The sequence below is a fragment of the Streptomyces sp. NEAU-YJ-81 genome, assembly GCF_017592595.1.
Classification (GTDB): domain Bacteria; phylum Actinomycetota; class Actinomycetes; order Streptomycetales; family Streptomycetaceae; genus Streptomyces; species Streptomyces hygroscopicus_B.
The window spans coordinates 104,374-130,352 of sequence record NZ_JAGFNO010000025.1 but is presented as its reverse complement, the minus strand read 5'-3'; the positions used below and the strand labels follow the sequence as shown (position 1 = coordinate 130,352).

18 protein-coding genes are annotated in these 25,979 nt (G+C 74.0%); 6 read left to right on the top strand and 12 right to left on the bottom strand.

Translation table 11 applies throughout. The annotated features are described in order from the left end of the window. Positions 1-131 precede the first annotated feature (131 nt). The 3 genes from J5X86_RS37360 (at position 132) to J5X86_RS52630 (ending at position 3,271) form a co-directional block, all read left to right on the top strand. A complete protein-coding gene (locus tag J5X86_RS37360) occupies positions 132-1,289 on the top strand; it encodes an aromatic ring-hydroxylating dioxygenase subunit alpha (protein WP_208521106.1) in 1,158 nt (385 codons plus the stop codon). Beyond that, the gene (locus J5X86_RS37355; RefSeq protein WP_208521105.1) at positions 1,286-2,752 is read left to right on the top strand and encodes an aldehyde dehydrogenase family protein; all 1,467 of its coding nucleotides are present in this window, start codon (positions 1,286-1,288) and stop codon (positions 2,750-2,752) included. Before J5X86_RS37360 ends, J5X86_RS37355 begins: the two co-directional genes overlap by 4 nt. 162 nt (positions 2,753-2,914) lie before the next feature. Then, positions 2,915-3,271: an Ig-like domain-containing protein gene (locus J5X86_RS52630; RefSeq protein ID WP_308124834.1), complete on the top strand. Its 357-nt coding sequence runs from the start codon at positions 2,915-2,917 to the stop codon at positions 3,269-3,271. 10 nt (positions 3,272-3,281) lie between these two features. Here J5X86_RS52630 and J5X86_RS37345 read toward each other — a convergent pair whose 3' ends face one another. The 8 genes from J5X86_RS37345 to J5X86_RS37310 form a co-directional block, all read right to left on the bottom strand. Then, positions 3,282-9,389 (bottom strand): hypothetical protein, encoded by a 6,108-nt coding sequence (locus J5X86_RS37345; protein ID WP_208521103.1) that lies wholly within the window; start codon positions 9,387-9,389, stop codon positions 3,282-3,284. Positions 9,390-9,462: 73 nt separating this feature from the next. Then, positions 9,463-10,323, bottom strand: coding sequence for a hypothetical protein (locus tag J5X86_RS37340; protein ID WP_106685963.1), 861 nt, complete (start codon positions 10,321-10,323; stop codon positions 9,463-9,465). Positions 10,324-10,390: 67 nt separating this feature from the next. Continuing rightward, positions 10,391-11,923, bottom strand: coding sequence for a hypothetical protein (locus J5X86_RS37335; RefSeq protein ID WP_059145450.1), 1,533 nt, complete (start codon positions 11,921-11,923; stop codon positions 10,391-10,393). A 130-nt stretch (positions 11,924-12,053) separates the two neighbouring features. After that, positions 12,054-13,124 carry a DUF2891 domain-containing protein gene (locus tag J5X86_RS37330; protein ID WP_374229330.1) on the bottom strand — a complete coding sequence of 357 codons (1,071 nt, stop codon included), beginning with the start codon at positions 13,122-13,124 and terminating at the stop codon, positions 12,054-12,056. Positions 13,125-13,147: 23 nt separating this feature from the next. Continuing rightward, a complete protein-coding gene (gene pcp, locus J5X86_RS37325) occupies positions 13,148-13,792 on the bottom strand; it encodes a pyroglutamyl-peptidase I (RefSeq protein WP_208521102.1) in 645 nt (214 codons plus the stop codon). A gap of 11 nt (positions 13,793-13,803) precedes the next feature. Further along, complete coding sequence (locus tag J5X86_RS37320) at positions 13,804-14,772, bottom strand: DUF979 domain-containing protein (protein WP_208521101.1); 969 nt, start codon at positions 14,770-14,772, stop codon at positions 13,804-13,806. Continuing rightward, positions 14,769-15,491: a DUF969 domain-containing protein gene (locus J5X86_RS37315; protein WP_078645834.1), complete on the bottom strand. Its 723-nt coding sequence runs from the start codon at positions 15,489-15,491 to the stop codon at positions 14,769-14,771. The genes J5X86_RS37320 and J5X86_RS37315 overlap by 4 nt, the downstream gene beginning before the upstream one ends. Positions 15,492-15,631: 140 nt before the next feature. After that, positions 15,632-16,369, bottom strand: a complete 738-nt coding sequence (locus tag J5X86_RS37310) for a GntR family transcriptional regulator (RefSeq protein ID WP_208521100.1) — start codon at positions 16,367-16,369, stop codon at positions 15,632-15,634. A 236-nt stretch (positions 16,370-16,605) separates the two neighbouring features. Between J5X86_RS37310 and J5X86_RS37305 the strand changes: the two genes are divergently transcribed. The 3 genes from J5X86_RS37305 to J5X86_RS37295 are packed head-to-tail and all read left to right on the top strand — an operon-like array spanning position 16,606 to position 18,964. Next, positions 16,606-17,385 (top strand): LamB/YcsF family protein, encoded by a 780-nt coding sequence (locus J5X86_RS37305; RefSeq protein ID WP_208521099.1) that lies wholly within the window; start codon positions 16,606-16,608, stop codon positions 17,383-17,385. After that, positions 17,382-18,050 carry an allophanate hydrolase subunit 1 gene (locus tag J5X86_RS37300; protein ID WP_208521098.1) on the top strand — a complete coding sequence of 223 codons (669 nt, stop codon included), beginning with the start codon at positions 17,382-17,384 and terminating at the stop codon, positions 18,048-18,050. Before J5X86_RS37305 ends, J5X86_RS37300 begins: the two co-directional genes overlap by 4 nt. After that, positions 18,047-18,964: a biotin-dependent carboxyltransferase family protein gene (locus J5X86_RS37295; RefSeq protein WP_208521097.1), complete on the top strand. Its 918-nt coding sequence runs from the start codon at positions 18,047-18,049 to the stop codon at positions 18,962-18,964. The genes J5X86_RS37300 and J5X86_RS37295 overlap by 4 nt, the downstream gene beginning before the upstream one ends. 275 nt (positions 18,965-19,239) lie before the next feature. Here J5X86_RS37295 and J5X86_RS37290 read toward each other — a convergent pair whose 3' ends face one another. The 4 genes from J5X86_RS37290 to J5X86_RS37275 all read right to left on the bottom strand — a co-directional run bounded on the left by J5X86_RS37290 (position 19,240) and on the right by J5X86_RS37275 (position 25,891). Beyond that, on the bottom strand, positions 19,240-19,506 hold the full coding sequence (locus tag J5X86_RS37290) for a WhiB family transcriptional regulator (RefSeq protein ID WP_208521096.1): 267 nt from the start codon (positions 19,504-19,506) through the stop codon (positions 19,240-19,242). 285 nt (positions 19,507-19,791) lie between these two features. Beyond that, the gene (locus tag J5X86_RS37285; RefSeq protein WP_208521095.1) at positions 19,792-23,403 is read right to left on the bottom strand and encodes a hydantoinase B/oxoprolinase family protein; all 3,612 of its coding nucleotides are present in this window, start codon (positions 23,401-23,403) and stop codon (positions 19,792-19,794) included. After that, entirely contained in the window at positions 23,400-24,638 is a 1,239-nt protein-coding gene (locus tag J5X86_RS37280) for an SGNH/GDSL hydrolase family protein (RefSeq protein ID WP_208521094.1), read from the bottom strand. The genes J5X86_RS37285 and J5X86_RS37280 overlap by 4 nt, the downstream gene beginning before the upstream one ends. Then, positions 24,635-25,891 (bottom strand): glycosyltransferase, encoded by a 1,257-nt coding sequence (locus J5X86_RS37275; RefSeq protein WP_374229329.1) that lies wholly within the window; start codon positions 25,889-25,891, stop codon positions 24,635-24,637. Before J5X86_RS37275 ends, J5X86_RS37280 begins: the two co-directional genes overlap by 4 nt. Positions 25,892-25,979: the final 88 nt, after the last annotated feature.

Below are 25,979 nucleotides of genomic sequence, written 5' to 3'. Positions count from 1 at the left end.
AGGACCCCTGATGGCCCCCACCCCCGCTGTGATCGTCCCGGGCCCCGCCGGCATGGGCCGTGCCGCCGCCCACCCCCTCGAACTCTTCGACCCCCGCCGGCTGTTCGCCGCGCCCGCCTGAGGAGAACCCCATGACTGTGGCTCCCGAGTCCCCCGCCGCCACGACCCCCAGTCTGCTCACCACTCTCCCCGGCCACTGGTACACCGCTCCCGGGATCTTCCGGCGGGAGCAGGAGCACCTGTTCGAGGCCATGTGGTTCTGCGCGGTGCGCGGGGCCGATTTGGACCGGCCGGGTGCGTTCCGCACCGTGCAGGTCGGCCGGGAGAGCGTACTGATCACCCGCAACCGGAGGGGTGAGCTGCGGGCGTTCCTCAACATCTGCCGCCACCGCGGCGCCCGGCTGTGCACCGAGGAGTCCGGGACGGTGCGGCGCTCGCTGCAGTGCCCGTACCACGCCTGGACCTACGATCTGGACGGCAGGCTCACCGCCGCCCCCAACCTTCAAAAAATGCCCGATATCGACCGGATCGAGCGCGGACTGGTGCCGGTGCGGCTTCGCGAATGGCTCGGCTATGTCTGGGTCTGCCTGGCCGAGGACCCACCATCGTTCGAGGAGACGGTCATCGGGGCGGTGGCCGACCGGCTCGGCGACGCGGCGTCCGTGGAGCGCTACGGCGTGGCGGGGCTGGCGCTGGGCCGCCGGATCTCCTATGACGTCCGGGCCAACTGGAAGCTGATCGTCGAGAACTTCATGGAGTGCTACCACTGCGCGACGATCCATCCCGAACTCACCGAGGTGCTGCCGGAGTTCGCCGACGGCCTCGCGGCGCAGTACTTCGTGGGGCACGGCGCGGAGTTCGCCGAGGAGGCCCGGGGGTTCACGGTGGACGGCAGCGAAGGGTTCGGCCGCATCGCAGGGATCGCCGAGGAACAGGACCGCCGCTACTACGCGATCACGGTACGGCCGCAGGTCTTCCTCAATCTGGTCCCCGACCACGTGATCATGCACCGGATGTTTCCGCTCGCCCCCGATCGCACACTGGTCGAATGCGACTGGCTCTACGCACCCGAGGTGGTGGCGTCCGAGCGGGATCTGTCGAAGTCGGTGGAGCTGTTCCACCGGGTCAACGCCCAGGACTTCGACGCCTGTGAGCGCACCCAGCCCGCCATGGACTCCCGCGCCTACCGCGACGGCGGGGTGCTCGTCCCCAGCGAACACCACATCGGCGCCTTCCACCGATGGGTGACCGACCATGTCCCGACCCCCGACGCGGAGGAATGCCCGTGACGGACCTCTTCATCGGTGGCCAGTGGACCGAAGCGATCGACGAACGCACCCGTGAGATCCGCTGCCCGGCCGACGGATCGCTGGTGGCGGTCGTCGACGAGGGCGGCGGCAAGGACGCGGCCGAGGCGGTGGCCGCCGCCCGGCAGGCGTTCGACCAGGGGCCCTGGCCCCGAACCCCGGTCGGGGCGCGCGGCGATCTGCTGCTGCGCGTCGCCGGTCTGGTGGAGCGCGACAAGGCCGGGCTCGCCCGCGCCGAATCGCTGGACACCGGGAAGCGACTGGCCGAGAGCGAGCTGGACATCGACGGTGTGGTGGCGTGCTTCCGCTACTACGGGCAGCTCGTGCGCACCGAGGCGGACCGGGTCGTGGACACCGGCACCGAGCACACCGTCAGCCGGGTGGTCTATGAACCGGTCGGGGTCTGCGCGCTGATCACCCCGTGGAACTATCCGCTGCTGCAGACCTCGTGGAAGGTCGCGCCCGCGCTCGCCGCGGGCAACACCTTCGTACTGAAGCCCAGTGAGCTGACCCCGAGCACGGCGATCGCCCTGATGCGGCTGCTGGCGGAGGCCGGGCTGCCGGACGGGGTGGCCAATCTGGTGCTCGGCCCGGGCGCCGAGGCCGGGGCCCCGCTCACCGACAACCCCGATGTGGACATGGTGTCCTTCACCGGGGGCCTGCGGACCGGGCGCCGGATCATGGCCGCCGCCTCGGGCACGGTCAAGCGGACCTCGCTGGAGCTGGGCGGCAAGAACCCCAATATCGTCTTCGCCGACGCGGACTTCGAAACCGCCGTGGACTACGCGCTCACCGCGGTCTTCCTCCACTCCGGGCAGGTCTGCTCGGCCGGGGCCCGGCTGCTGGTGGAGGACCCCGTGCACGACGCCTTCGTCGAGGAGGTCGTGCGCCGCGCCCGCGGGATCCGGCTGGGCGGGCCGTTCGACGAGCGGGCCCAGACCGGCCCGCTGATCTCCGCCGCGCACCGGGCCAAGGTCGAGGCGTATGTGGCGACGGGGCTCGCGGAGGGCGCCCGGCTGCGCTGCGGCGGCGCCCGTCCGGACGATCCGGCCCTGGCCGACGGCTACTACTTTCTGCCGACCGTCCTCGACCGCTGCCACAGCGGTATGTCGGTACTGGCCGACGAGTCCTTCGGGCCGGTGCTCACGGTGGAACGTTTCGTCGGCGAGGACGAGGCGGTGCGGCTGGCCAACGACACCGTGTACGGGCTCGCCGGGGCCGTATGGTCCGGCGACGAGGGGCGGGCGCAGCGGGTGGCCTCCCTGCTGCGGCTGGGCACCGTATGGATCAACGACTACCACCCCTATCTGCCGCAGGCGGAGTGGGGCGGGTTCAAACAGTCGGGGAGCGGACGGGAGCTGGGGCCCTGCGGGCTCGCGGAGTACCGGGAGGCCAAGCACATCTGGCGCAATACGCGTCCGCGTCCGCAGGGCTGGTTCGCCTGACGGGGCATCCGCCCCGGGCCCGGGGCGGCACGACGAGACGGCGGCACGACGAGACGGCGGCACGGCGAGGCGGCGAGGGCCGGGCTGCGCCATTCGGGTGAGCCCCGGTCAAGGACTTGCCCGCACCCCACCGGAATGGGTTACTGAATCCGTCCGATTCCGGTGGGCTGCCCATCCTCTCCGGTGGAGTGGAAGACGCCTTGCCAGATCGGAGCCGTCACCAGAACTTCCAACCGTCCTCGGCGGCGGGCACCCATCAGGTCGTCCAGGCCGTGTCGACGACAGTGGTGGCCGCCTCGCCGTCGCGCCCCCGGCACGGGGACACCCACCGGCACCGTCACCCTGGCCGTTACCAATCGCACCCCCCAGGTGGTGACACTGGTGAACGGCACCGCCTCCGCGACGTTCAATCCGCTGCAGAAGGGGACGCACACCGTCACCGCCAACTACAACGGCAACGTCAACTACGCGACCTCCTCGGCGACCACCACACAGACGGTGAACACCGGTCAGGGGTAGCCCGCCGGGCTCACGGCCGGTCCGCCGCCTCGACGGGCGCATCCGCGCCCGCCTCGGGGCGGCGGTACATCCGTGTCGCGGTGATCTGGCCGTGCACCTGCTGCTCCTCCTCCGGCTCCCGGACCGGCAGGCCGGGCCGCAGATGCTCCTCGACGCTGATGTACTTCAGCCCGGCCCGCAGATCCGCGTCATTGCGCAACCGGATCACCAGCGGGAACTCGGCCAGCGCCGTGGTGTCGAACAGCCCCGTCGTATAGAGGAGCTGGACCCCGAGCGCGTCCGAGACGGCCCGCTGAAGCTCCAGCAGATAGGTGGCGTTGGCCCGGCCGATGGGGTTGTCGAGGAAGAGGGTGCCCGCGTGGCGGTGCTTGTCGCGGCCCCGGTCATTGCTGCGCAGGGCCGCCATCGTGCAGTACAGCGCGATCGCGGCGGTCAGCAGCTGGCCGCCGGAGAACACATCGCCCATCTGTCCCACCGGCACCCGCTCGGCCCGCAGCACCGCGTCCGGCTTGAGGATCTCGACGGCCACCCCGCGCGGCTGGAGCGCGGCTTGGACCCCGCGCAGCAGCAGCGACATGCCGTCCCGCCGCAGATCGGAGTTCTTCCGGACGGCGGAGCGGGTCGCCTCGTCGATGACCTCGCCGAGCCGCTCGGCGAGCGTGGCCTGGTCGGGGTCCTCGAAGCGGATCCGCAGGAACTCCTGCCCCGACCACTCGCCGAGCCCCTCCGGGAGCCGGGAGAGCCGCTGCGCCGAGCGCAGGGTGGCCAGGCAGGACTCGACCAGGCCGCGCAGCCGGTCCACGATGGAGTCGCGGTTGCGCTCGAGCTGCTCCAGCTCGTCGGTGAGCACGCGCAGCCGGGGCGCGAACGCGTCGGCCCAGGCGGCGGCGTGCTCGGGCAGCGCGGCCGCGGGCAGTTCGCGGATCTGCTGGCGGGCGGGGGTGCGCACCTGCTCGTAGCGGGTGGAGTTGGCGTGCCGCACCAGCACATCGCCTGCCTCCCGCACCGCCGACTCGGCCCCCGACAGATCGGCGGCGCAGCCGCGCAGTGAGCGGCGGGTCTCGGCGGCGGCCTCACGGGCCTCGGCAAGACCACCGGCGTACGGCTCGGGCCGCTCGCCGTCGTCCTCCGCGCCGGGGCCCTCCCGCAGCAGATCCCGCAGCAGGGCGGCGGTCTCGTCGAAGCCGCCCGCGGCGTCCTCGGCGGAGCGGTGGGCGCGCACCAGGTCGGCGTGGGCGGTGCGGGCGGTGTCCAGGGCGTCCGTACGGGCGGCCAGTTCGCCGTTGGCCGTGCGCAGCAGCTCCTTCGCCTGCTCGGCGTCGGCCGGGACCGTCTCCTCCGACAGCTCGGTGTGGACGGCGCCGTCGGCTGGGGCGAGCCGCTCGGCCTCGCCACGCAGCCGCCCGAGCTGCTCGCTCGCCGCCGACGCACGGCCCTCCAGCATCTGGACCAGCGATTCGGCGCGGGCGGCGGCGGCCTGCCGGGAGGGTCCGTCGGCGCCGTCGGTGCCCTCCAGAAGCTGGGCGGCGCGGGTGCGGACCTTGTTGGTGAGCCGGTCGAGGGAGGCGAGGGCCGCGCTCTCGTCGCTTTCGGCGCGGGCCTGTTCGGCGCGCAGATCGGCGCCGACGCCGACCTTCTCGTAGACCTGGGAGGCGGCGCGGTACGCCTCGCGGAGCGCGGGCAGCGAGGTGGTCGACGGCTCGGTGTCCTCGCCGAGGTCGTCGGGAGCGCCCGCGATCTCCGCGCGCTCGGCGCGCAGGGCGCGGGCGGTACGGTGCGCGTCGTCGGCCGCGCGCTGGGCGGCGCGCCGGTCCTCGTCGGCGGAGCGGGCCCGGTCCACGCAGCCCGCGGCGCGCTCCTCGTACTCGGCGGCCTCCTCTGCCAGTTCGCGCAGCCGGGTCTGCCAGGTGGCGCGCTCCCGCAGCCGGTATGCCAGACCGGCCAGCGCGTCCGCCACCCGGCGGGCCCGCTGCGCCGCCTCCTGGCGCTCGTCCCGGACGCGGGCGGCCTCGGTGGCGGCCTCGTCGGCCTCCGCCCGTACCGTACGCGCCTCCACCAGCTCGCGCTGCGCGGTCTCGGCGGTCTCCCGGCCGGTCTCCGCCGCTGCCGCGAGCTCCGCGAGCCGCCCGGGCGGGCAGCCGGTGCGCCAGGAGGCGAGCCGCGCGGACAGCGCCCGGTCCCCGGCCAGCCGGGCGGCGAGCGCCCTGATCTCCTCGTCCCGCTCGCTGGCGCGGGCCCGCAGCTCGCGCCGCTCGTCGTCGGCGGCGCGCTCGTCGTGCATCGCCGGGTTCGGCGGCACGAGGAAGACCCCGCTGTCCTCGGCGCCGGGTGCGGGCGTCGGCGCGAGCAGCGCGGCGGACGTCCCGACGGCCACGGCGGACCGCGGCAGCAGCGACGCCTGCGCGAGCACCGCACGGGCGCGGGCGTGGGTGTCGGGGTCGGTGATGACGACGCCGTCCACCAGCTCGGGGCGGGCCGCAAGCACGGCGGCGTGGTCGACGGGGTCCACGGCCTGGGCCAGGTATCGCCAGCCGGGGAGGGCGGGGATGCCGTGCTCGCCGAGGAATTCGACGGCCGCCAGCACATCGGGGCTGGGCGGCAGCAGCCCCCCGTCACCGAGCGCGCCCAGGATCCGCGCGTCCTCGGCGGCGGCGGTCCGCAGCTCGAAGAGCTGTCGCTCGGCGGAGGCCACGCTCTCCTCGAGGAGCTCACGCAGCGCCTCGACGTTGCGGTCCAACTCCTCGGCGGTCAGCGGCCCGTCACCGAGGGGCCGCTGGGCGGGGCGGGCACGGTCGCTGCGGTCCCGGCCGGGGGCACCACCGGGCTCGGGGGTCCAGCAATCGGAGTCGTCGGGGGCGTCGGTGTTGGTGGCGTCGGTGTCGTCGGCGTCGTCGATGCCGGTGTCGGCGTGGGTGACGTTGGTGTGGATGGCGTCGGGGGTGTCGGTGGCGGCCTCCTCGGCCCGACCGCCGTCGGCGGCATCAGCGACAGCCTCCATCCCGGCCCGACCGCCGCGGGCGGCATCGGCGCCAGCTTCTGCCCCGGCCCGACCGCCGTCGGCGGCATCGGCAGCGGCCTCTGCCCCGGCCCGACCACCGCGGGCGCCATCGGCGCCAGCCTCCATCCCGGCCCGACCGCCGCGGGCGCCATCGGCGCCAGCTTCTGCCCCGGCCCGAGCGCTGTGGGCGGCGTCGTCGCCGTCCCCGACCCGAGCCGATACCTCCCCGGGCGGCCGGGAGTCGGCCGCCACGGCCCGGGCGCCGTCGCGCGGGCCATCCGGACACGAGCCGCCGTCGCCCAGCAGGGCGTCCTCGACCTCGTCGATCCGCACCGTCACCCGCCCCGCGGGCCGCGACTCCGCCGCGAGCGGACGACGCCGGGGAGCCTCCCCCGGGCCCGCTTCCGCGTCCTCGCCAAGGGCCGTTCCCTGCGGAGCCGAGCGCGTCTCCTCCGCCCCACCCACCGCTCCGGCATCGGCCCGCCGGTCGCCCGCGGAAGTTGGGTCGTCCCCCGCCTCCTCAACACGCCCCGCCGCCTGGTTCCCATGGCGCGGCTCACCGACCGTACGCGACACGGAAACGCCATCTCCGCGCGCCGGCCCGGCATCCGCCCGCCGGTCGCCCACGGAGGCCGCATCGCCCTCGATGGGCTCGGCAGGACCTGCCTCGCCCACCGAGCCGGTGCCCAAGAGCCCGTCGCCCGCGAATGCGGGGGTGCCCTTCGCGCCCGCACCCGGGCGCGCCTCGTGCGCCGGGCCGACGTGCGGCTGTCCGTACTCGACGCCTGCGGCAGCGTCCGCCGCGCCCGCGACGCCGGCCGTCCACCGGGCCGCCGGGCCGGTCGCGGCCCAGCCCAGAGCGGCATCCTCGTTCTCCGGGGTGGCGGTCAACTCGCCCGTGGCGTACGCCGGGTAGGCACCCGACCTGTCGCCTCCCTCGCCCGGGAGGTGTTCGCGGGTGTCGGCGGATGGCTCCTCAAAGGCGTAGGAGTAGGCGTGGTCGGGGGACGCGGGCTCGGCGTCCAGGGGGATGGTGCGGGTGGAGGCGCGGAAGGCGGCCGGGAGTTGGGAGAGGCCGATGTCGTCCGCGTCCTCCTCGTCCACGCGGACCGTGATCCACCCGGCCCGGCCGGAGTCGGTCGGCAGGGCGCGGGCGCCCCGCCGACGCGGGGCGCCCGCGTCCGGAATGCGCACCGTCACCCCGCCCGCCGCGCGCGCGTCCGCCGCCGAGGGGCGGGCGGCGGCGCGCGGGGCGGGGACGGCGGCGGCGGAGGGCTGCGGCAGGCCCAGCAGTTCGACCAGGCGCTGCTCCGCGCCCAGCGCCTCCGCGGCGCGCCGCTCCGCGTCGTACGCGGACTCCGCGGCCCGCGTCGCGTCCGCCGCTCGCGCCGCGGCCAAGTCGGCGCGGGCCTCCTCGGCGGCGGCCGACTTCGCGTGGTCGGCGGTGCGCCGAGCGGTCTCGCGGGCCTCGTCGAAGGCGGCGACCGTGGTCTTCTCGGCGTCGCTCGCGGCGAGGGCGGCGCGGGCCGGGTCGGCGTCGGGGGCGGAGTCGTCGAGCCAGCCGGCGCGGACGGCCTCTGCGGTCTCCTGCTCGACCTCGGCGAGCCGCTGGCGCAGATGCTCGGCGTCGCTGCGGGCTCGCTGGGCCGCCGTGGCGGCGGAGGTGGCGTCGCGGTGGGCGGCCTCGCCGGCCTCCTGGAGGGCGGCGGAGCGCTCTTCCTCCTCGCCCGCGACCCGCTCTCCGTCGGCCGCCGCCCCGTGCAGGGCGCGGACGAGGTCGCCGGCGGCCTTGGCGCGGGCGGCGAGCGCGGGGGCGGCGTCCCGCTCGGCCTCGCGGATGGCGGCGGCCACGCGCGCGGAGCGGTCGGCGGCGGCGCGGTGGCGCAGCACGGTCTCGGCGGCCTGCCAGGCGGAGTGCAGGGTGCGGGCGTCGTTGAGTTCGCGGCGCTGCGCCGCGGCGCCCTTCTCGGCGGCGGCGAGCGCCAAGGAGGCGTGGCGGTAGGCGAGTTCGGCGGCGACGAGGTCGCTGCGGCTGCGGGCTCCCTCGGCGTCGGTGACGGCCTGGGCGGCGGAGCCGACCCGCTCGGCGAGTTCGGCGGCGCGCGCCCGCTCCTCCCCGCCGCGCGCGGACAGCCGCCGGGCGAGCGTACGGGTGCGGCGCTCGGCGCCCGCGTGCACGCCGCGGGCCTGCTCACGCCGCTCCGCGGCCTCCGCGATGCGCTGGAGCAGATCGAGCGAACCGGCGGTGAAGTCTCGCTCGGCGGTCAGCTCGGCGCGGCGGCCCAGCTTGTGGGCGAAGCCGTGGACGAGGTCGGCGAGGCCGTCGGTGTCGCGGGTGTCGGTGACGGCGCGCAGCAGGAGGTCGGTGAAGTCGGAGTCGTTCTTGACCGCGAAGAGCCCGGCGGCCTCGCCCTCGTCGGCGTTCATCTCCCGCTGGTAGCGGAAGAGTTCGGGGTCGAGGCCGAGTTCGCCGAGGTGTTCGTTCCAGCGCTCGTGGATCTCCACCCAGACCACGTCGAGATGCGGATACGCCTTGCCGGCCTCCGTAAGGGCGTCACGGAAGCCCTTCATGGTGCGACGGCGGCCGCGTGCAGTGGAGGCGCCCTCGACGGCGGGCCGCACCGCCGCGGACTCGGCGACCGGCAGCGAGTCCAGGCTCATCCCGGGGCCGGGCCGGAAGGAGTACCACGCCTCGGCGAACTTCCGCGGGTCGTTGGAGACCTGACGGCCGCGCCATTCGCTGACCTTGCCGACGACGACGGTCTCACCGGTGACGGTGTGCTGCCACTCCAGCGCGACATGCCCGCAGTCGTCGGCGAGCAGGAACTTGCGCAGCACACCGGAGCTGGCGCCGCCCAGGGTGTTGCGATGGCCGGGCAGCATCACCGAGAAGATCAGCTTGAGCAGGACGGACTTGCCGCCGCCGTTCTCCAGGAAGAGCACACCGGCGGGGGCGGGGCGGCGCGGCGGGCCGACCGGCTCCTCCTCGAAGAACTCCGCCTGGGTGGGCGCGGGGCTGGGCACCGGCTCGCCGACTCCGCGCAGGTCCAGCACGGTGTCGGCGTAACGCGCACCGGCCGGCCCGATGGAGTAGAGGCGGATCCGGGACAGCTCGTACATGGCGGCGGACTCTCGTTGTCGGAAGGGACGGTGATATCGGGCGGGCGGGCGACGACGGGGGCAGGGGCAGCGTTCAGGAGTGGAAGGGGAGACCGGCGTCGGCCACCAGATCGAGGTCGTCGCCCTCGTCGGGGGGCAGCAGAGTCGCGCTGCCGTCGCTGACGGGGACGACACCGAGTTCCAGCAGCTCGGCCATGGCGGCGGTGGCCGCCATGTCGCGCACCTGGAGCTGATAGCGGGCGGTCGTGCGGTAGGTGCCGCCGGACTCGTCCCCGGTGCGCTGCAGAAAGCCGGAGTCGACCAGGAAGGCGAGGGCCTTGCCGACGATGCCGGTGGTGGATCCGGCGAGCCTGCGGGCGTCCTTGGTGGCGCCGGTCGCGCTGCGCCGGGCGTACACCCGCCAGGCGGATTCCAGCCCGGGCGCACCGGTGGCGGGGTCGGTGTTCTCCCCCTGCTCCTCGGCCCGCTCCTCCAGCCGCCGGCACGCCTGGCGGACGAAGGCGTCGACGCCGTTGACGGTGACCCGGCCGATATAGCCGTCGTCGGCGAGGTCCTCGGGGCGGGGGAACGCCAGGGCGGCGACGGCAAGATGGGCGAGGCCGTGCAGAAAGCGGTCGGCGGAGTCGGTGGCGGCCCGGCGGGCGTAGTCGCCCATGCGGACGGCGAAGACGGAGTCCTCGGCGGCGGTCACGGCCATTCCGGCGCGGGTCGAGACCTCCAGCACGATGAGCCCGAGCCCGGCGGCGACGGCGTCGGCGAGGCGCGCGAACGCCGGTTCGTCGCGGTGGCGGCGCAGCAGCTCGGCGTATTCGACATCCCGCGCGGGCAGCAGCTTGGGCTGGAGTCCGAAGGCCACCAGCCGTGCGGCGTCGGCCGCGTCGGCGGGCGTGATCCCGGGCGCCGCCGGGGCGGGTGCCGCATCCGGCGGTGTCATGTCGTCGATGTCGTACTCGGTCACGGCTGAACCTCCTCGCGCGGGGCGTATGCACTGGTCATGGCCATCAGGCCACCTCCGCCCGGTCGGCCGCCATACCGGCCGCGTCCAGCAGGGCGGTACCTACTATCAGGTCGGCGCCGCCGAACTCGGGGTCGTCCAGCTCGGTGCCGTCGTCCACGGCGAACAGCAGCCGCTGCTCGCCCTGGCGGTAGGCGGTGCCGACCGGGGGGCTGGCGGCGTGGACGGCGAGGAGGGCGATCAGATAGGGCAGTTCGGGGTCGCGGCGGCGGGCGTCGGCGAGCAGCCCGGACAGCCGGCGGGGGGCGTCGGCGGGCAGCTCGAGCAGCTCCATGGCCACCGCCAGCTGCTCCTCGCTGAAGCGGCTGTCGTCGGGGGTGGCGATGAGGTCCGGCTCCGGCATCTCGGCGCCGAGGTGCTCCCGTTCCACCGGCGGGGTGAGCAGCATCTCGACCAGGTCGCCCATGCGCACCGAGGTCGGGGTGCGCAGGCCGGTGCCGCGGGCGAAGAACGCGTCGGTGACCCGGCCCGCGCGGTCGAGGGGGAGCGGGAGGACGGGGGCCAGCAGCTGTCCGTACAGGTCGTATCCGGAGCGTGGGGCGGGGGGTGCGAAGGCTTGGCGGTCCTGCTCGGCGCGGAACAGCGGACCGGCCTCCAGCAGCCGGGACTGGAGCTGGGTGTGGCGCCGGATGCAGTCCTTGACGATGTCGACGAGCTCGGCGGCGCGCCGCTTGTGCTCGGCGCTCTCCGCCTCGTCGCGCGCCTTACGGATGTTGGTGAGGATCGCGTTCTCATGGCGGTAGCGGTCGGCGACGTGGTCGAGCGCCTCGCTGATCAGCTCGGGGACGGTGCTCAGCCAGTCGACGGCGCGGACGTTGCGCCGGGTGGCGTCGAGGGTGCGGCGCAGCGTCTCCGAGTACTGCACGGTGCGGTAGCGGGCCTGCTCGGCGGCGAGTTGGGCATCGGCGAGCCGGCCCCGGCTGATGAGGACCTCCAGCTTGACCTCGGCGGCGATCTGGGCGCTGGTGACATCCGTGTCGAGGGCGCCGACCAGGACGTTGACCGCCTCGTCGGTGGTGCGCAGATAGACGCTGCCGCCGGGGCCGGGCACCTCTTCGATCAGCTTGAAGTCATAATCCCTGCGGACATACACCCCATCGGGCCCGAAGGTGCCGTAAACGGCACGGAAGCCGCGGTCCACACTGCCGACGTTGATCAGGTTCTCCAGCACCCAGCGGGCGACCCGGTCGTGCTCGGCGGCGGGGCGCCCGGGGGCCTGGGCCGCGACGCGGGGCAGCAGCCTGGCCACTATCTGCTCGTGGTCGGCGCCGGTGTCGAAGTCCATGTGGAGCGTGACCAGGTCGATGGCGGCGAGGGCGACCTCCGCCATCGCATACACCCCGTACTCCCCCGCCAGGTTGGCCTTGCGCGCGTCGAGGTCGTGCAGCGGCGCGGTGCACGCGAGCGCGCGCAGGCGCCGGGCCAGGCCCTCGTCGGCGGCCGGGCCCGGGGCCGGCCGGGCAGCCCCTTCAGCGGTGTTGAGCTGGGGCGCGGCGGCCCCCGGGGGTGGAGATGTCACGTCGCACAGAGTAGGCGGTCGCACCGACAACGTACGAAACGGCACGGAGATCCCGGTATGAGGCACCAGATCCCCGGGGCGTGCACGCACGTACACCGGCGCGTCCCCCGCACCTCACCGATCCGTCAGTCTACGGCTCACCGGCCGGTGGTTCGTCCAGGGCGAGCACCGCGAAGGTGGCCAGCCAGTGGTCGCCGGTGAAGTCCCCGGAGTCGGTGGCCGGGAGCCCGGCGGCCAGATGGTCACGGGCCGCCGTCCGCAGCACATCCGCCCGCGGATCGCCGTGCGGCAGGGCGGCGGCCAGGCGGCGGAGCGCGGCGGCCCGGCTGAGGATGAGGCCGAGGAGATGACCGATCTGGGGATCGGCGGGGTCGGAGACGACGGGCGGGGTGAGCACGGTGACGGGCTCACCCCATTCGACGCCGGGGAGGAAGCGTTCCAGCCAGCGCGCGAACTCCTCTTCCGGCAGCACCCGGCTCATCGCCTCGGCCTCGGTGAGCGCGGGCGAGAGGAAGTCCTGCCCGGAGGGCTCCCAGTGGACGGGGGCGTCGTGGTCATCGGCGAACCAGCCGAGGACGGCCTCGGTGACCGGTTCAACGATCGTCTTGACGCCGGCGGCGGCCGCACTGTCCAGGACCAGGCCGAGGGCGAAGGCGCTGTTGGTGTGGACGCCGTGCCGCACCGGGTAGGTGGCGCGTGCCAGCCATCCGCTCAGCAGCGCGCAGACGGCGTCGGCGGCCGGTTCCAGGGCCTTCGCCCAGCGCTCGCCCGCGGCTCCCGGGAGGCTCCGGCACTCGGCGGTCAGCGCGAGCAGCCATGCCCATCCGTAAGGGCGCTCGAAGGAGGGATGGGCACGGAGGTAGTCCGCCTCGGCGGCCAGGGCATCGGCCGTAAGGTGCCCGTCCAGTACGGCGGTGACCTCGTCGGCGCGGATGAGGTCCGGGCAGCGGCGCAGCAGCCGGACCAACAGCCAGTGCATATGGACCGCGGAGTGCCAGTCGTAGGAGCCGTAGAAGGCGGGGTGGTACCGGCGCGGCTCCACCAAGTCCTCGGGTCCGCTCAGCAGATGCGCCGGGGCGTTGGGGTAGGCCCGGGTGACGTTGGCGGTGGCCAGGGCGGCGAACCGGGCCGCGTACCGGCCGAGTTCGCGCCCTCTCTCGTCCGGCCCGTCGGATTCGTTGGGCTCATGCGGCTCGTGCAGCTCGTGCGGCTCGTGCGGCTCGTTCAATGCGTTGCTCCCTCGGCGATGCGCAGGTCGGTCCGGTTGCGCACGGCCGCCCCGATGATCGCCCGCAGCGCGTCGGCGGACATCGCGGCGGGCAGTGCCGGTTCAGCGCGGTCCACGACCTGTTCCGGCGCGTACGGGAGGTGGACGAAACCGCCGCGCAGCGCGGGCCGCTCGGTGGCGATGAGATGGGCCAGGCCGTAGAAGACGTGGTTGCACACGAAGGTTCCGGCCGTCTGCGAGACGGCGGCCGGAATCCCGGCCTCGCGGACGGCCGCGACACACGCCTTGACGGGCAGGGAGGCGAAGTAGGCGGCGGGGCCGCCCTCGATAATCGGTTCGTCGATGGGCCGCCGTCCGGCGTTGTCGGGTATGCGGGCGTCGTCCACGTTGATCGCGATCCGCTCGACGGTGACACCGGGACGGCCGCCGGCCTGGCCCACGCACAGCACCAGATCGGGGTCGGCCTCCTCCACGGCGGCGGCCAGTTCCTCGAGCGCGGTGCCGAAGACGCATGCGAGCTGTACGGCCGTGACCTCGGTGCCGGGCGGCGGAGCGGCGGCGACGAGGGAGACGGCCTGCCACGACGGGTTGACGTCCGAGCCCGCGAAGGGCTCGAAGCCGGTGAGAAGAACTCGGGTCACAGCGGCCCCCTTCAGAAGGCGAAGAGCGAGATGATGGCGATGTTGCAGACCAGCAGCGCCCCGGCGGTGGGGATCTGCGCCTTGATGGGCCCGTACTGGTCCTTGAGTTCCAGCAGCGCGGCGGGCACCAGGTTGAAGTTGGCGGCCATGGGGGTCACGAGCGTGCCGCAGAATCCGGCCAGCATGCCGACGGCGAGGACGACGGGCGGATCCCCGTGCATCTGCTGGATGAGCACGGGCCAGCCGATGGCGGCGGTCATCACCGGGAAGGCGGCGAAGGCGTTGCCCATGATGATGGTGAACAGGGCCATTCCGACGCAGTAGACGGCCACGGCGATGTACTTCTGGCCGTCCGGCAGCAGCTGCTCGGTGATCTTGCCGACCTGGGTGCCGACCCCGGCCACCTGGAAGATGGAGCCGAGCACGGCGAGCAGCTGGGGCAGCAGCAGCGCCCAGCCCATGGACTCCAGCAGGCTCCGGCCGGCGTGCAGGGGCACCGAGGGCCGCCGCTCGCGCACCACGACCATGGCGACCAGCAGCCCGGCGATCGCGCCGAAGCCGAGGCCGAGGATGGTCTCGCTGCCCTCCTCCAGGACCGGCTCGCCCCCGATGTGCCAGTGCTTGACGGCCGAGGCGCAGACGACGGCGACCAGCGGGATGGTGAGCGCCGGGACGAACAGTTTGCTGCCGAGCCGGGCGGCCGTGGCGGTGCGCTGCTCGGGGGTGGTCGTGTTCGGCACGCCACGCCCGGTGAGCTGGAAGCCGCCGAGGCAGACCATGGCGAGGACGGCTACGCCCAGCGGCTCGGCCGGGACCTTCTTCTCCACCACCCAGCTGCTGTAGAAGAAGCAGCCGCCGAGCAGCCCCCAGAAGGCGGCCGAGCCAAGGCGCTTGGGGTTGCTGCGGTCGACGGCCATCTGGGCGGCCATGGCGAGGAAGACGGCGCCGACGAGCCAGTAGAACCACTCCGCCTTGATCACTTGGCTTCCTCCGCGGTGCGGCTGCCCTCGGCAGCGGATCGGCCGCCGGGGGCGGCGAGGTCGTGGTCCAGGGAGCGGTCCAAGCGCAGCAGCCGGAAGCCGTGGATGAGGAATGCGCAGACGGCGGTGGGGATGGCCCACAGCGCAAGCTGGAGCGGCTCCAGATGGGTGTGGTACGTGGTGTTGACGAATCCGGTGATCAGCAGGATCGAGCCGATGGCCAGGAAGCAGTCCTCGCCGAAGAACAGCCCGACCGTGTCGGCGCTGGCGGAGTACGAGCGGACGCGCTCGCGGACCCGCTCGGGCAGCGGGCCGTGGCGGCGTTCCGCGGCGCCTTCGGCCATCGGCGCGACCATGGGCCGGACGCTCTGGGCGGGGCCGCCGATGCTGGTGAGGCCGAGCGCGGCGGTGAGCTGGCGCAGGGCCAGGTAGAGGGCGAGGAACCGGCCGGTGGTGAGCTTGCCGAGCCGCCCGATGAGGGTCCGGGCCTGCTCCTGGAGGCCGTTGCGCTCCAGGAGGCCGATCACGGGCAGGGTGATGACGAAGATCGTCACCGAGCGGCTGGAGGCGAAGCCGTCGCCGAAGGCCGCCAGGATCTCCTGGGGCGAGAGCTTGGCCAGCAGTCCGGTGGCGATGCCGGCGACCCCCACCACCAGCAACGGGTTGCGTCGTGTGGCGAATCCGAGGATCACCACGAGGACGCCAAGGAGAACGATCATGCGTCCAGCCTTCCGCGCAGAAGGACCTCACGGGGGCGTGAGGAGAGTGCACCGGAGGCTAGGCGTTCGTTCAACGATCCGACAAGAGCCTGAAACGAACTTGTTCCGGCTCCGTCGGATCGTTTACCGCTGGGAAACCTCTATCGCCGGGACATCTTCCGTCCGTAGGCATCGGCCAACTGTCCCTGGGAATCGTCCAGATAGGAGGCGAGCAGCCGCTCCGCCTCCACCGCGTCGCCGCTCTGCAGCACCTCCAGGATCTGGCGGTTGCGCACCAGATAGGGGGCGTGGAAGCGGCGGGGGTCGGCCATGACATGGAAGACCAGCCGGAGCTCGGCCAGCACCCCGCGCATGAGTTCGTCCGCGCGGGGACTTCCGGCGAGGGAGACGATCGCCTGATGGAAGCGGATATTGGCGGTGGACAGGTCCTGCCAGGCGCGGTCCCGCGCGGCGCGCTCGCCCGCCAGGACCGCCGCCTCGACCGCCTGGACCGCGTAGGGCGGCTCCCCCAGGCCGCGCACCGTCGCGCATTCGACGAGCCGGCGCACGCGGTAGATGTCATTGAGGTCGTCGACCGTGACGACGCGGACGAACACTCCGCGGTTCAGCTCGTGCACCAGCAGCCGCTCATGGGTCAGCAGGCGGAACGCCTCACGGAGGGTGTTGCGCGAGACGCCGAGCGCACCGCCCACGCTGTCCTCGGACAGCCGGGTGCCGGGCGGGAAGAACCCCTCGGCGATGCGGTCGCGCAGGATGTCGGCGACGCGCTCCGCCGTGCTGGTGCGCCCCAGCAGGGCCCGGTCGGCCTCGAGCCCGGCGACGAGACCGGAGACCTGGGGGTACCCGGCCGTCTCCACCGCCTCCGGCGTCTCCGACATCCCCGGCGACTCGTCCGACGATTCCTCCGACGACTCGCCGGACCGGCGGTTTACGCCTTTTGTCCCGTTCGCCACATCAGCCCCTGTTCGGTGTCTCGTTCGTCCCGTATAGCGAGAAGTCAAGCCCAGAAACCGTCACCGGACAACAACCATCTTGTCGGATCGTTCAACGATCGCTTACCTTGTGGTGCCACCCACAGCCCCTCACGTATCCCCCACGCCCCGAACGGACGGATATGACCGCATCCTTGGCGAACCTGTCCATCGATCTCAACGCCGACCTCGGCGAGGGGTTCGGCCGCTGGGAGCTCACCGACGACGAGGCCCTGCTGTCCATCGTCACCAGCGCCAATGTCGCCTGTGGCTTCCACGCCGGGGACCCCTCGACCATGCGCCGGGTGTGCGAGCTGGCCGCCGAGCACGGGGTGCGCATCGGGGCCCAGGTCTCCTACCGTGATCTGGCCGGCTTCGGCCGACGCAGCATGGACGTCCCGCCGCGGGAGCTGACCGACGAGATCGCCTATCAGATCGGCGCGCTGGAGATCTTCGCCCGCGCCGCCGGGGCGCGGGTGCACTACGTCAAGCCGCACGGCGCGCTCTACAACCGCAGCGTGCACGACGAGGCGCAGGCCGCCGCCGTGGTCGAGGGCGTCCGGCTGGCCGCGGGTGGTCCGCTGCCGGTGCTGGGGCTGCCCGGGTCCCGGCTGCACGAGGCGGCCCGCGCGGCCGGGCTGCCGGTGATCGCCGAGGCGTTCGCCGACCGTGCCTACACCGCCGCCGGGACCCTCGTCCCGCGCGGCGAGCCCGGCGCCGTGGTCTCCGACCCGGACACGGTGGTCAAGCGCGCCCTCGGCTTCGCCCAGGACCGCGCGGTGACCTCGATCGACGGACAGCGCATCGAGGTGGACGTGCGCTCGCTGTGCGTCCACGGCGACACCCCCGGCGCCGCCGACCTGGCCCGCCGGGTGCGGGGCGAGCTGACGGCCGCCGGAGTGCGCGTGGCGGCGTTCGCATGACTCTGCGGTCCCTGCCCGTCGGCGAGCACGGGCTGCTCATCGAGGTCGACAGCGGCGAGGCGGCCGAGGCGCTCCACGCCGAGCTGCTGCGCCGCGCCGCCGCGCGGGAGCTGCCCGCCGTACGCGAGATCGTGCCCGCCGCCCGCACCGTGTTCCTCGACGGGCTCGCCGACCCCGGGCGGCTCGCCACCGAGCTGCCCGGCTGGCGGATACCGCCACTGGACCGCGGCGACAGCGACATCGTCGAGGTGTCCGTGCGCTACGACGGGCCCGATCTGGCCGAGGTCGCGAAGCGGTGGGGGGTGACGCCCGAGGAAGCCGTAAGGATCCACTCCGGCACCGAGTTCCGGGTGGCCTTCTGCGGCTTCGCGCCCGGCTTCGGCTATCTGACGGGGCTGCCCGAGCGGTTCCACGTGCCGCGCCACGCGACGCCCCGGACCCGGGTGCCGGTCGGCTCGGTGGCCCTCGCGGGCGGGTACACGGGTGTCTATCCGCGCTCGTCCCCCGGCGGCTGGCAGCTCATCGGCACCACGGACGCCGTGCTGTGGGACACCGCGCGGAACCCGGCGGCGCTCTTCACCCCCGGCACCCGTGTCCGCTTCATCCCGGCACGGGGTGCGGCGGGCTCGGCACCGGGCCCCGCTCCGGGAGGGACGGCGCCATGACCGACAGCGCCTTCGTCGTCGTACGCCCGGGAGCCCTGACCACCGTCCAGGACCTGGGCCGCGTCGGCCATGCCCATCTCGGGGTGCCCCGCTCGGGTGCGCTCGACCAGCCCGCCCACCGGCTCGCCAACCGCCTGGTGGGCAACGCCGAAGGGGCCGCCACCCTGGAGACCACGCTGACCGGCTGTGCGGTGCGGCTGCGCCGCCCGGCGACGGTCGCGGTCACCGGCGCGCCCTGCCCGGTCACGGTCGACGGCCGCCCCGCGGCGTGGGGAGCGGCCGTACGGGTGGCCGCGGGCGCGCTCCTGGAGGCCGGGGCCGCCACCCACGGGGTGCGCAGCTATGTGGCGTTCGACGGTGGTGTCGAGGCCGAGCCGGTGCTCGGCAGCCGGGCCACGGATGTGCTCTCCGGGCTGGGCCCGGCCCCGCTCGCGGACGGCGCGGTGCTGCGGCTCGGGCCGCCTGGCAGGCCCGCGCCCGGTGTGGACGGGGTACCGCATCGGGGCGTCGCACCGGAGCTGGTGCTTCCCGTGGTGCTCGGCCCGCGCGACGACTGGTTCACCCCGGCGGGGCTGCGCACCCTCACCACCGGGGACTTCCGGGTCTCGGCCGCGAGCAACCGGATCGGCCTGCGGACCGAGGGCCCCTCGCTGGAACGGGCGAAGGACGGTGAGCTGGCCAGTGAGGGGATGGCGCTCGGCGCGCTCCAAGTCCCGCCGGACGGACGGCCGGTGCTCTTCCTCGCCGACCATCCGACGACCGGCGGCTACCCGGTCGTGGGCGTCGTGCCGGAGTCGTATCTGGCCGCCGCCGCGCAGGCCGTCCCCGGCACCCCGGTACGGTTCACCCCGCTGGGCCGGGCCTCCTGGGGACCGCCTGCGCGGCGCGACGTCGCGGGCGGGCTCAGCTATTAACAGGCCCTTGCGCCAGGAGGTATCCGACGGATCTTGACGCCTGCGGCAGGCTGCTCCCCGCCCCGCCCCTTCCCTCAACTGGGGCTCCGACCCAGGTCCCGGGGCGGAGCCTCTGCCACGCGGCGGAGCCGCATGTCGATGCTGCGGGAAGGGGCGGGGAGGGGAAGCGTCGATATGCGGCTCCGCCGCGTGGCTCGATATGCGGCTCCGCCGCATGGTCCGCCGGACACCCCATAGTCGGCCCTGGCCCGGATGGGACCCGGCCCCGGCAGCCCCTAGCGGGCCCGCCGTGCGCCGACCCGCTCCCTGCGCTGCGCCTTGCGGCGCAGGGAGCGGCGCTCCTCCTCACCGACGCCCCCCCAGACCCCGTGGGTCATCCCGGCTTCCAGCGCGTACTCCAGGCATTCCTGGATCACCGGACAGCGGTGGCAGACCTCCTTGGCCCGCGCCTCCTGCTGCTGGGCGGCCGGGCCCGCCACCCCCACCGGGAAGAACAGCTCCGGGTCCTCGTGCGTGCATTCGGCCTTCTGCCACCAGGCCATGGCTGCCCCTTCCGTGAACGACGGTGCTGTAAGCGCCCGCCGTCGGACTCACACGCATGGTTCGCGAGCGGGCGCCGCCCGGGAATCATGCGGGCGCGTCCTGGCGGGCTTCGATAAGGGTCGGGTTTCCGATCGTGGCGGCGGCAAACGGATCCGAACGCGCCATGGCTCACACCGGGCTTCCTCGGTGAGCCCCGGGGCGGCCTCGGCCCGTCCCCGGGGGCGTCAGTGCCGCCGCGCCACGATGAGCGGTCATGCGTCCAATCCGGCACCGGCCACCGGCGATCAGTCCCCGGCCTCCTCCGCCGGGCCGTAACCGCCCCCGCCCGGCGTGTGGACGACCAGGATGTCCCCCACCCCGACGTCCGCCGCGTCGCGGCCCTCCAGGCGGTCCACCGAACCGTCGGCGCGCTCGATCAGGTTCGCGCCCAGCGCGCCCGGTTCGCCACCCGCCATGCCGTACGGGGGCACCCGGCGGTGGCCGGTGAGCAGGGCGACGGTCATCGGTTCCAGGAAGCGGATGCGGCGGGAGACGCCGTGGCCGCCGCGCCAGTGGCCGCGGCCGCCGCTGTCCCGGCGGATCGCGAAGCTCTCCACCCGCACCGGATAGCGCCACTCCAGCACCTCGGGGTCGGTCAGCCGGGAGTTGGTCATATGGGTCTGTACGGCGTCCGCGCCGTCGAAGCCGTCTCCCGCGCCGGAGCCGCTGGCGACCGTCTCGTAGTACTGGACGCGATCATTGCCGAAGGTGACGTTGTTCATCGTGCCCGAGCCCTCGGCCTGGACGCCCAGGGCCCCGTACAGGGCGCCCGTGACGGCCTGGGAGGTCTCGACGTTCCCGGCGACCGTGGCGGCCGGGAAGACGGGCGCCAGCATCGAGCCCTCGGGGATACGGACCTCGAGGGGCTTCAGGCAGCCGCTGTTGAGCGGGATGTCCTCGGCGACCAGCGTCCGGAAGACATAGAGCACGGCCGCCATCACCACCGAGCTGGGCGCGTTGTCGTTGCCCGGCCGCTGGGGCGAGGTGCCGGTGAAGTCCAGGAGGGCGCCGCGCGCCGTGCGGTCCACCGTAAGGGTGACGTGGATGACCGCCCCGCCGTCGGTCTCGTAGCGGTACGAGCCGTCGCTGAGGCCGGTCACGATGCGGCGCACGGACTCCTCGGCGTTGTCCTGGACGTGCCCCATATAGGCGTGCACGACATCGAGGCCGAACTGCCCGATCATCCGGCGCAGTTCCTGGATGCCCTTCTCGTTGGCGGCGATCTGGGCGCGCAGATCGGCGAGGTTGGCGTCCGGGGCGCGGGACGGATACGGCCCGCCGGTCAGCAGTTCACGGGTCTCCCGCTCGCGCAGCGCCCCGTCCCGTACCAGCGGCCAGTTGTCGAAGAGGACGCCCTCCTCCTGGATGGTGCGGCTGAAGGCGGGCATGGAGCCGGGGGTGATCCCGCCGATCTCGGCGTGGTGGCCGCGCGAGGCGACGAGGAAGAGCAGTTCGTCCCCCGCCTCGTCGAAGACCGGGCTGACCACGGTGACATCCGGCAGGTGGGTGCCTCCGTGGTACGGGTCGTTGATCGCGTATACATCGCCGGGCCGCATCGTGTCCCCGTTGCGCCGCAGCACCTCCTTGATGGACTCGCCCATGGAGCCCAAGTGCACCGGGATGTGGGGGGCGTTGGCGATGAGATTACCCTCGGCGTCGAAGAGGGCACAGGAGAAGTCGAGCCGCTCCTTGATGTTGACGGAGTGGGCGGTGTGCTCCAGGCGCACGCCCATCTGTTCGGCGATGGCCATGAAGAGGCTGTTGAAGACCTCCAGCATCACGGGGTCCGCCTCGGTGCCGACCGCGGTGGTGCTCGGCCGCGGCCGGACCCGGGTGAGCAGCAGAGGGCCGCCTTCGCCCGCGGTGGCCTGCCAGCCGGGGTCGACCACGGTGGTGGCGTCCTCCTCGGCGATGATCGCGGGGCCGGTGACCCGGTCCGACGGGCGCATACGGTCGCGTTCATACAGTGCCGTCCGCTGCCATCGCCCTTCCGCGAACATCCTTACGGTCGTCACGGGCGCCAGTTCGCCCTTTCTGGGCGGCCGTTCCACGGCATGGCCGCCGGTGGGCCCGGAGGCGCCGACCGCCTCGACCGACACCGCCTCCACGACCAGCGGCTTTTCCATGGTGAAGGCGTAGCGCGCGCGGTGTACCCGGACGAAGTCCTCGGTCATCGCGGGGACGGAAGCCAGCGGGACGGGGATGCTGGAGTCCGTGCCCGCGTACCGCAGATGGACGCGGGCGACGGTGTCCAGGGTGTCCTCCGGGACACCGTCCGCGAGCAGTTCGTCCCGGGTCTGGCCGGCCAGCCGTGCGCACAGCTCGCGCACGCGCGGCAGCGTCTCCTCGCCCAGCTCCGCCTCGACGGCCTGCTCGCGCATGGCGGTGGCGTCGGCCACCCCGATGCCGTACGCGGAGAGCACCCCCGCGAGCGGCGGCACGATCACCGTGCCGATGCCGAGCGCGTCGGCGACCGCGCAGGCGTGCTGGCCGCCCGCGCCGCCGAAGCTGGTGAGCGCGTAGCGGGTGACGTCACGGCCGCGCTGCACGGAGATCTTCTTGACCGCGTTGGCCATGTTGAGCACCGCGATGTCCAGGAAGCCCGCCGCGGCCTCCTCCGGTCCGCGCCGGTCGCCGGTCGCCTCCGCGATCTCCTCGGCGAGCGCCGCGAAGCGCTCCCCGACCGTCGCCGCGTCCAGCGGCTGGTCGGCGTGCGGGCCGAAGACCGCCGGGAAGTGGTCCGGCTGGATCCGGCCGAGCATCACATTCGCGTCGGTCACGGTCAGCGGGCCACCGCGCCGGTAGCAGGCGGGGCCGGGGACGGCACCGGCCGAGTCCGGCCCCACGCGGTAGCGCCGGCCGTCGAAGTGGAGCACCGAACCGCCGCCCGCCGCCACGGTGTGGATGTTCATCATCGGGGCGCGCATCCGCACCCCGGCGACCTCGGTGCCGAAGACGCGCTCGAACTCGCCCGCGTAGTGCGAGACATCGGTCGAGGTGCCGCCCATGTCGAAGCCGATGACGCGGTCGTGTCCGGCCTCGCCGGAGGAGCGCGCCATGCCCACCACACCGCCCGCCGGTCCGGACAGCACCGCGTCCTTGCCCCGGAAGTGCGCGGCCTCCCGCAGCCCTCCGTTGGACTGCATGAACATCAGCCGGATACCGCACAGTTCGGCGGCCACGTCCTCCACATAGCGGCGCAGGATGGGTGAGAGATACGCGTCGACCACGGTGGTGTCGCCACGCGATACCAGTTTCATCAGCGGGCTGACCTCGTGGGAGCAGCTCACCTGCGGGAAGCCCAGGTCGCGCGCCACCGCGGCGAGGGCCTGTTCGTGGGCGGCGTGCCGATAGCCGTGCAGCAGGACGACGGCCGCGCTGCGGAAGCCGTCGCGGTGGGCGGTGCGCAGCGCCTCGGCGGCGGCGTCGAGGTCCAGGGGGCGGACGATCTCGCCGTGGGCGTCCACCCGCTCGGGGATCTCCACCACCCGGTCGTACAGCGCCTCGGGGAGCAGGATCCGGCGGTCGAAGAGGCGGGGGCGGTTCTGGTAGGCGATGCGCAGCGCGTCCCGGAAGCCTTCGGTGACGACGAGGACGGTCGGCTCGCCCTTGCGCTCCAGCAGGGCGTTGGTGGCGACCGTGGTGCCCATCTTGACGACGTCGATCCGGTCGGCCGGGACCGGTTCACCGGGGCCGAGCCCCAGCGTCTGCCGGATCCCTTCGACAGCGGCATCCGTATAGCGCTCGGGGTGGTGGGAGAGCAACTTGCGGGTGACCAGGCGGCCGTCCGGACGCTTGCCGACGACGTCCGTGAAGGTTCCGCCCCGGTCGATCCAGAATTCCCAGCGACCCGTCACCCCGCCATTGTCGCAGCGGGCGGCGGTGTGTCGGCGATGAACGGATCGGCGGGCGGGTGAGCCGGCGGGGCGGCGGGCGCGGGTGCGGACTGCTGGGCGAGCGGGGCGACGGAGGAGGGCGTGGGCCGCTCGGTGAGGGAGCCGGCGGGCAGATGAGGGAGCAGGGCGGGGGCCGGGCCGCTGGTCACCGCGGTCAGCGCGGCGAGAGTCGCCCGCCGGTCCCGCTCCTCCAGCAGATGCGCGGTGCCCCGGAGGCGGTGCCTCCACTCCAGGGCCGCCAGCGCGACCAGGCCGGGCAGGAGGTCGGTGCAGCGGTCCGCGATCCAGCGGGTGCCGCGGGTCGCCATCCACCACGCGCAGGCGGCGCGCGAGGGCGCGATGCCGTCGAGTTCCAGGGACGGCGGGGCGCCGGTCGCGATGGACCGGGCGCGCAGGGCGCTGTGGAACTCCCTGGCCAGCAGCCGGTGCCCGAGCTCGCTGGGATGCAGCCGGTCCACGCTCCACGCCCGCCGCTCGGCGACCCAGCTGTGGTCGCCTAGCTCCACATGGACCGCCTCGTACCGCTGGGACAGCGCGTGCACCACGGTGTTCACCGCGCGCATCCGGCGTCCCAGGGGGCGCGCGAGCGCGGAGGGCAGCCCCAGCATCCGCCCGGGGTCGGGCAGGCAGGCGGTGAGCACCACGGCGCCGTCGGCGCGCAGCGCGCCGATCGTGCGGTCGAGGGCCTCGGCGACCCGGTGGATGTCGAACGAGTCGCGCAGCGTGTCGTTCCCGCCGACCACGACCGAGGCCAGATGCGGGCGGGCGCGGCGGGCTTCGGCCAGTTGCTCATCGGCGACATCGGCGGCCAGCGCCCCGCTGCGGGACACATTGACGAACTCCACGGGCTCATCGGGATGCGGCCCGGAGGCGGCCGCCAGAAGTGCGGCCCAGCCACGCCATCCGCCGCGGGGCGCCGGGTCGCCGAGCCCCTCGGTGAGCGAGTCGCCGAGGGCGGCGAACCGCAGCCTGCGCGGCTCCGCGCCGTCGCCCGTGCCCGGCCTCGGGCCGGGCGTCCGCCCGGCCGCCGGGTGCGGGGCAGTGGTGGAACCCTGCCCCGCACCCTCCGTCTCCGTCTTCGTAAGGACGGCCTCCGTAAGGACGGTGTCCTTAACGGCAGCCTCCGTAAGGACGTTCTCCGTACGAGACGGTTCCGTACCAGCGCGGTCCCCCGTGTGAGCGCCGGCTGCGCTCACCGCACACCGCCGACTGCCCGGTGCTCGGAGACCGCCGTGGCGGCCGGAAGCGCTGCGGCCGGGACCCGGCCGCCGTCGGCGCACCGGACGCCCTCGGTGGACGCGTCATGGGCGGTCAGGAAGGAGGCGACCGCGGCGGGCCAGCCGTAGCGCTCGGCGCGTGCCCGGGCCGCCGCCCGGCGGAGGGGCACCGAGCGGGCCAGAACGCGCTCCACGGCGTCCGCGAAGGCCGTTCCGTTGTCCGCGGCGGTCTCGCCCGCGGCGCCGACGATGTCGGGCAACGCGGAGAGCGCGCTGACGACGACGGGCGAACCGCACGCCAGCGCCTCCAGCGCCGCGAGGCCGAAGGTCTCCGCCGGGCCCGGCGCCAGCACGACATCGGCACTGGCCTGGATGGCGGCGAGCCCCGCCCGCTCCGCCACATGGCCGAGGAAGACGGCCGGAAGCCCCTCGGCGTGGGCGCGGGCCTCCAGGCGCGGCCGCAGCGGCCCGTCCCCGGCGACCACGAGCGCCGCGGAGACGCCCCGCCGCCGCAGCTCGGCGAGCGCGTCGAGCGCCCGGCCCGGCCGCTTCTCGGGCGAGAGCCGCGAGCACATGGCGAGGAGAACGGCCGCCTCGCCGCGGTGGTGGTCCCGCAGCGCGGCGTCGTAGTGGGAGGGGTGGAAGTGGCCGAGATCCACGCCCAGAGGGGCGCGTACGACATTCCGCGCGCCGATCCGTACAAACTCGCGCGCCGCCCACTCGGTGGTGCAGACGATCCGCGAGTACGCCCGCGCGGTACGGAGGTTGAGCCGGTCCGCGGCGCCCTGGGCGAACCCGTCCGGCACACCCCAGGTGCGCAGCACGGCGTCCGCGCTCTCGTGGGAGACCATCACGGCCGGTACGCGGGCGCGCCGCGCCCACTCCCCCGTCCAGCGGAGGGTGGTGCGGTCCGACACCTCGAGCCGGTCCGGTGCCAGGCCGTCGAGCAGCCGGGTCAGCCGCCGCCGGTCGGTCAGGACGCGGTAGCCGCCGGTGCCGGGAATGGTCGGCCCGGGCAGCGTGATCACCCGCCCCTGCCGGGTCCGCTCGTCCGAGACCCGCTCGCCCGGCACCACCAGGACGGCCTCGTGCCCGGCCGCCTGATAACCGGCCCCGAGCTCGCGCAGCGCGGTGCGGAGGCCGCCGGAGGCGGGGGTGACGAAGTTGGCCAGCCGGACGATGCGCAGGCCCTTGCCGTCGCTCATGCTGCTCTCTCCTCCCACGGCGCTCATGCTGTGCTCCTTTCATTCGCTTCTCCGCCCACGCGGCGCAGAGGCGCGGGCATCACGACCACCTGCGGCCCGGCGGCCGCGCGTACGG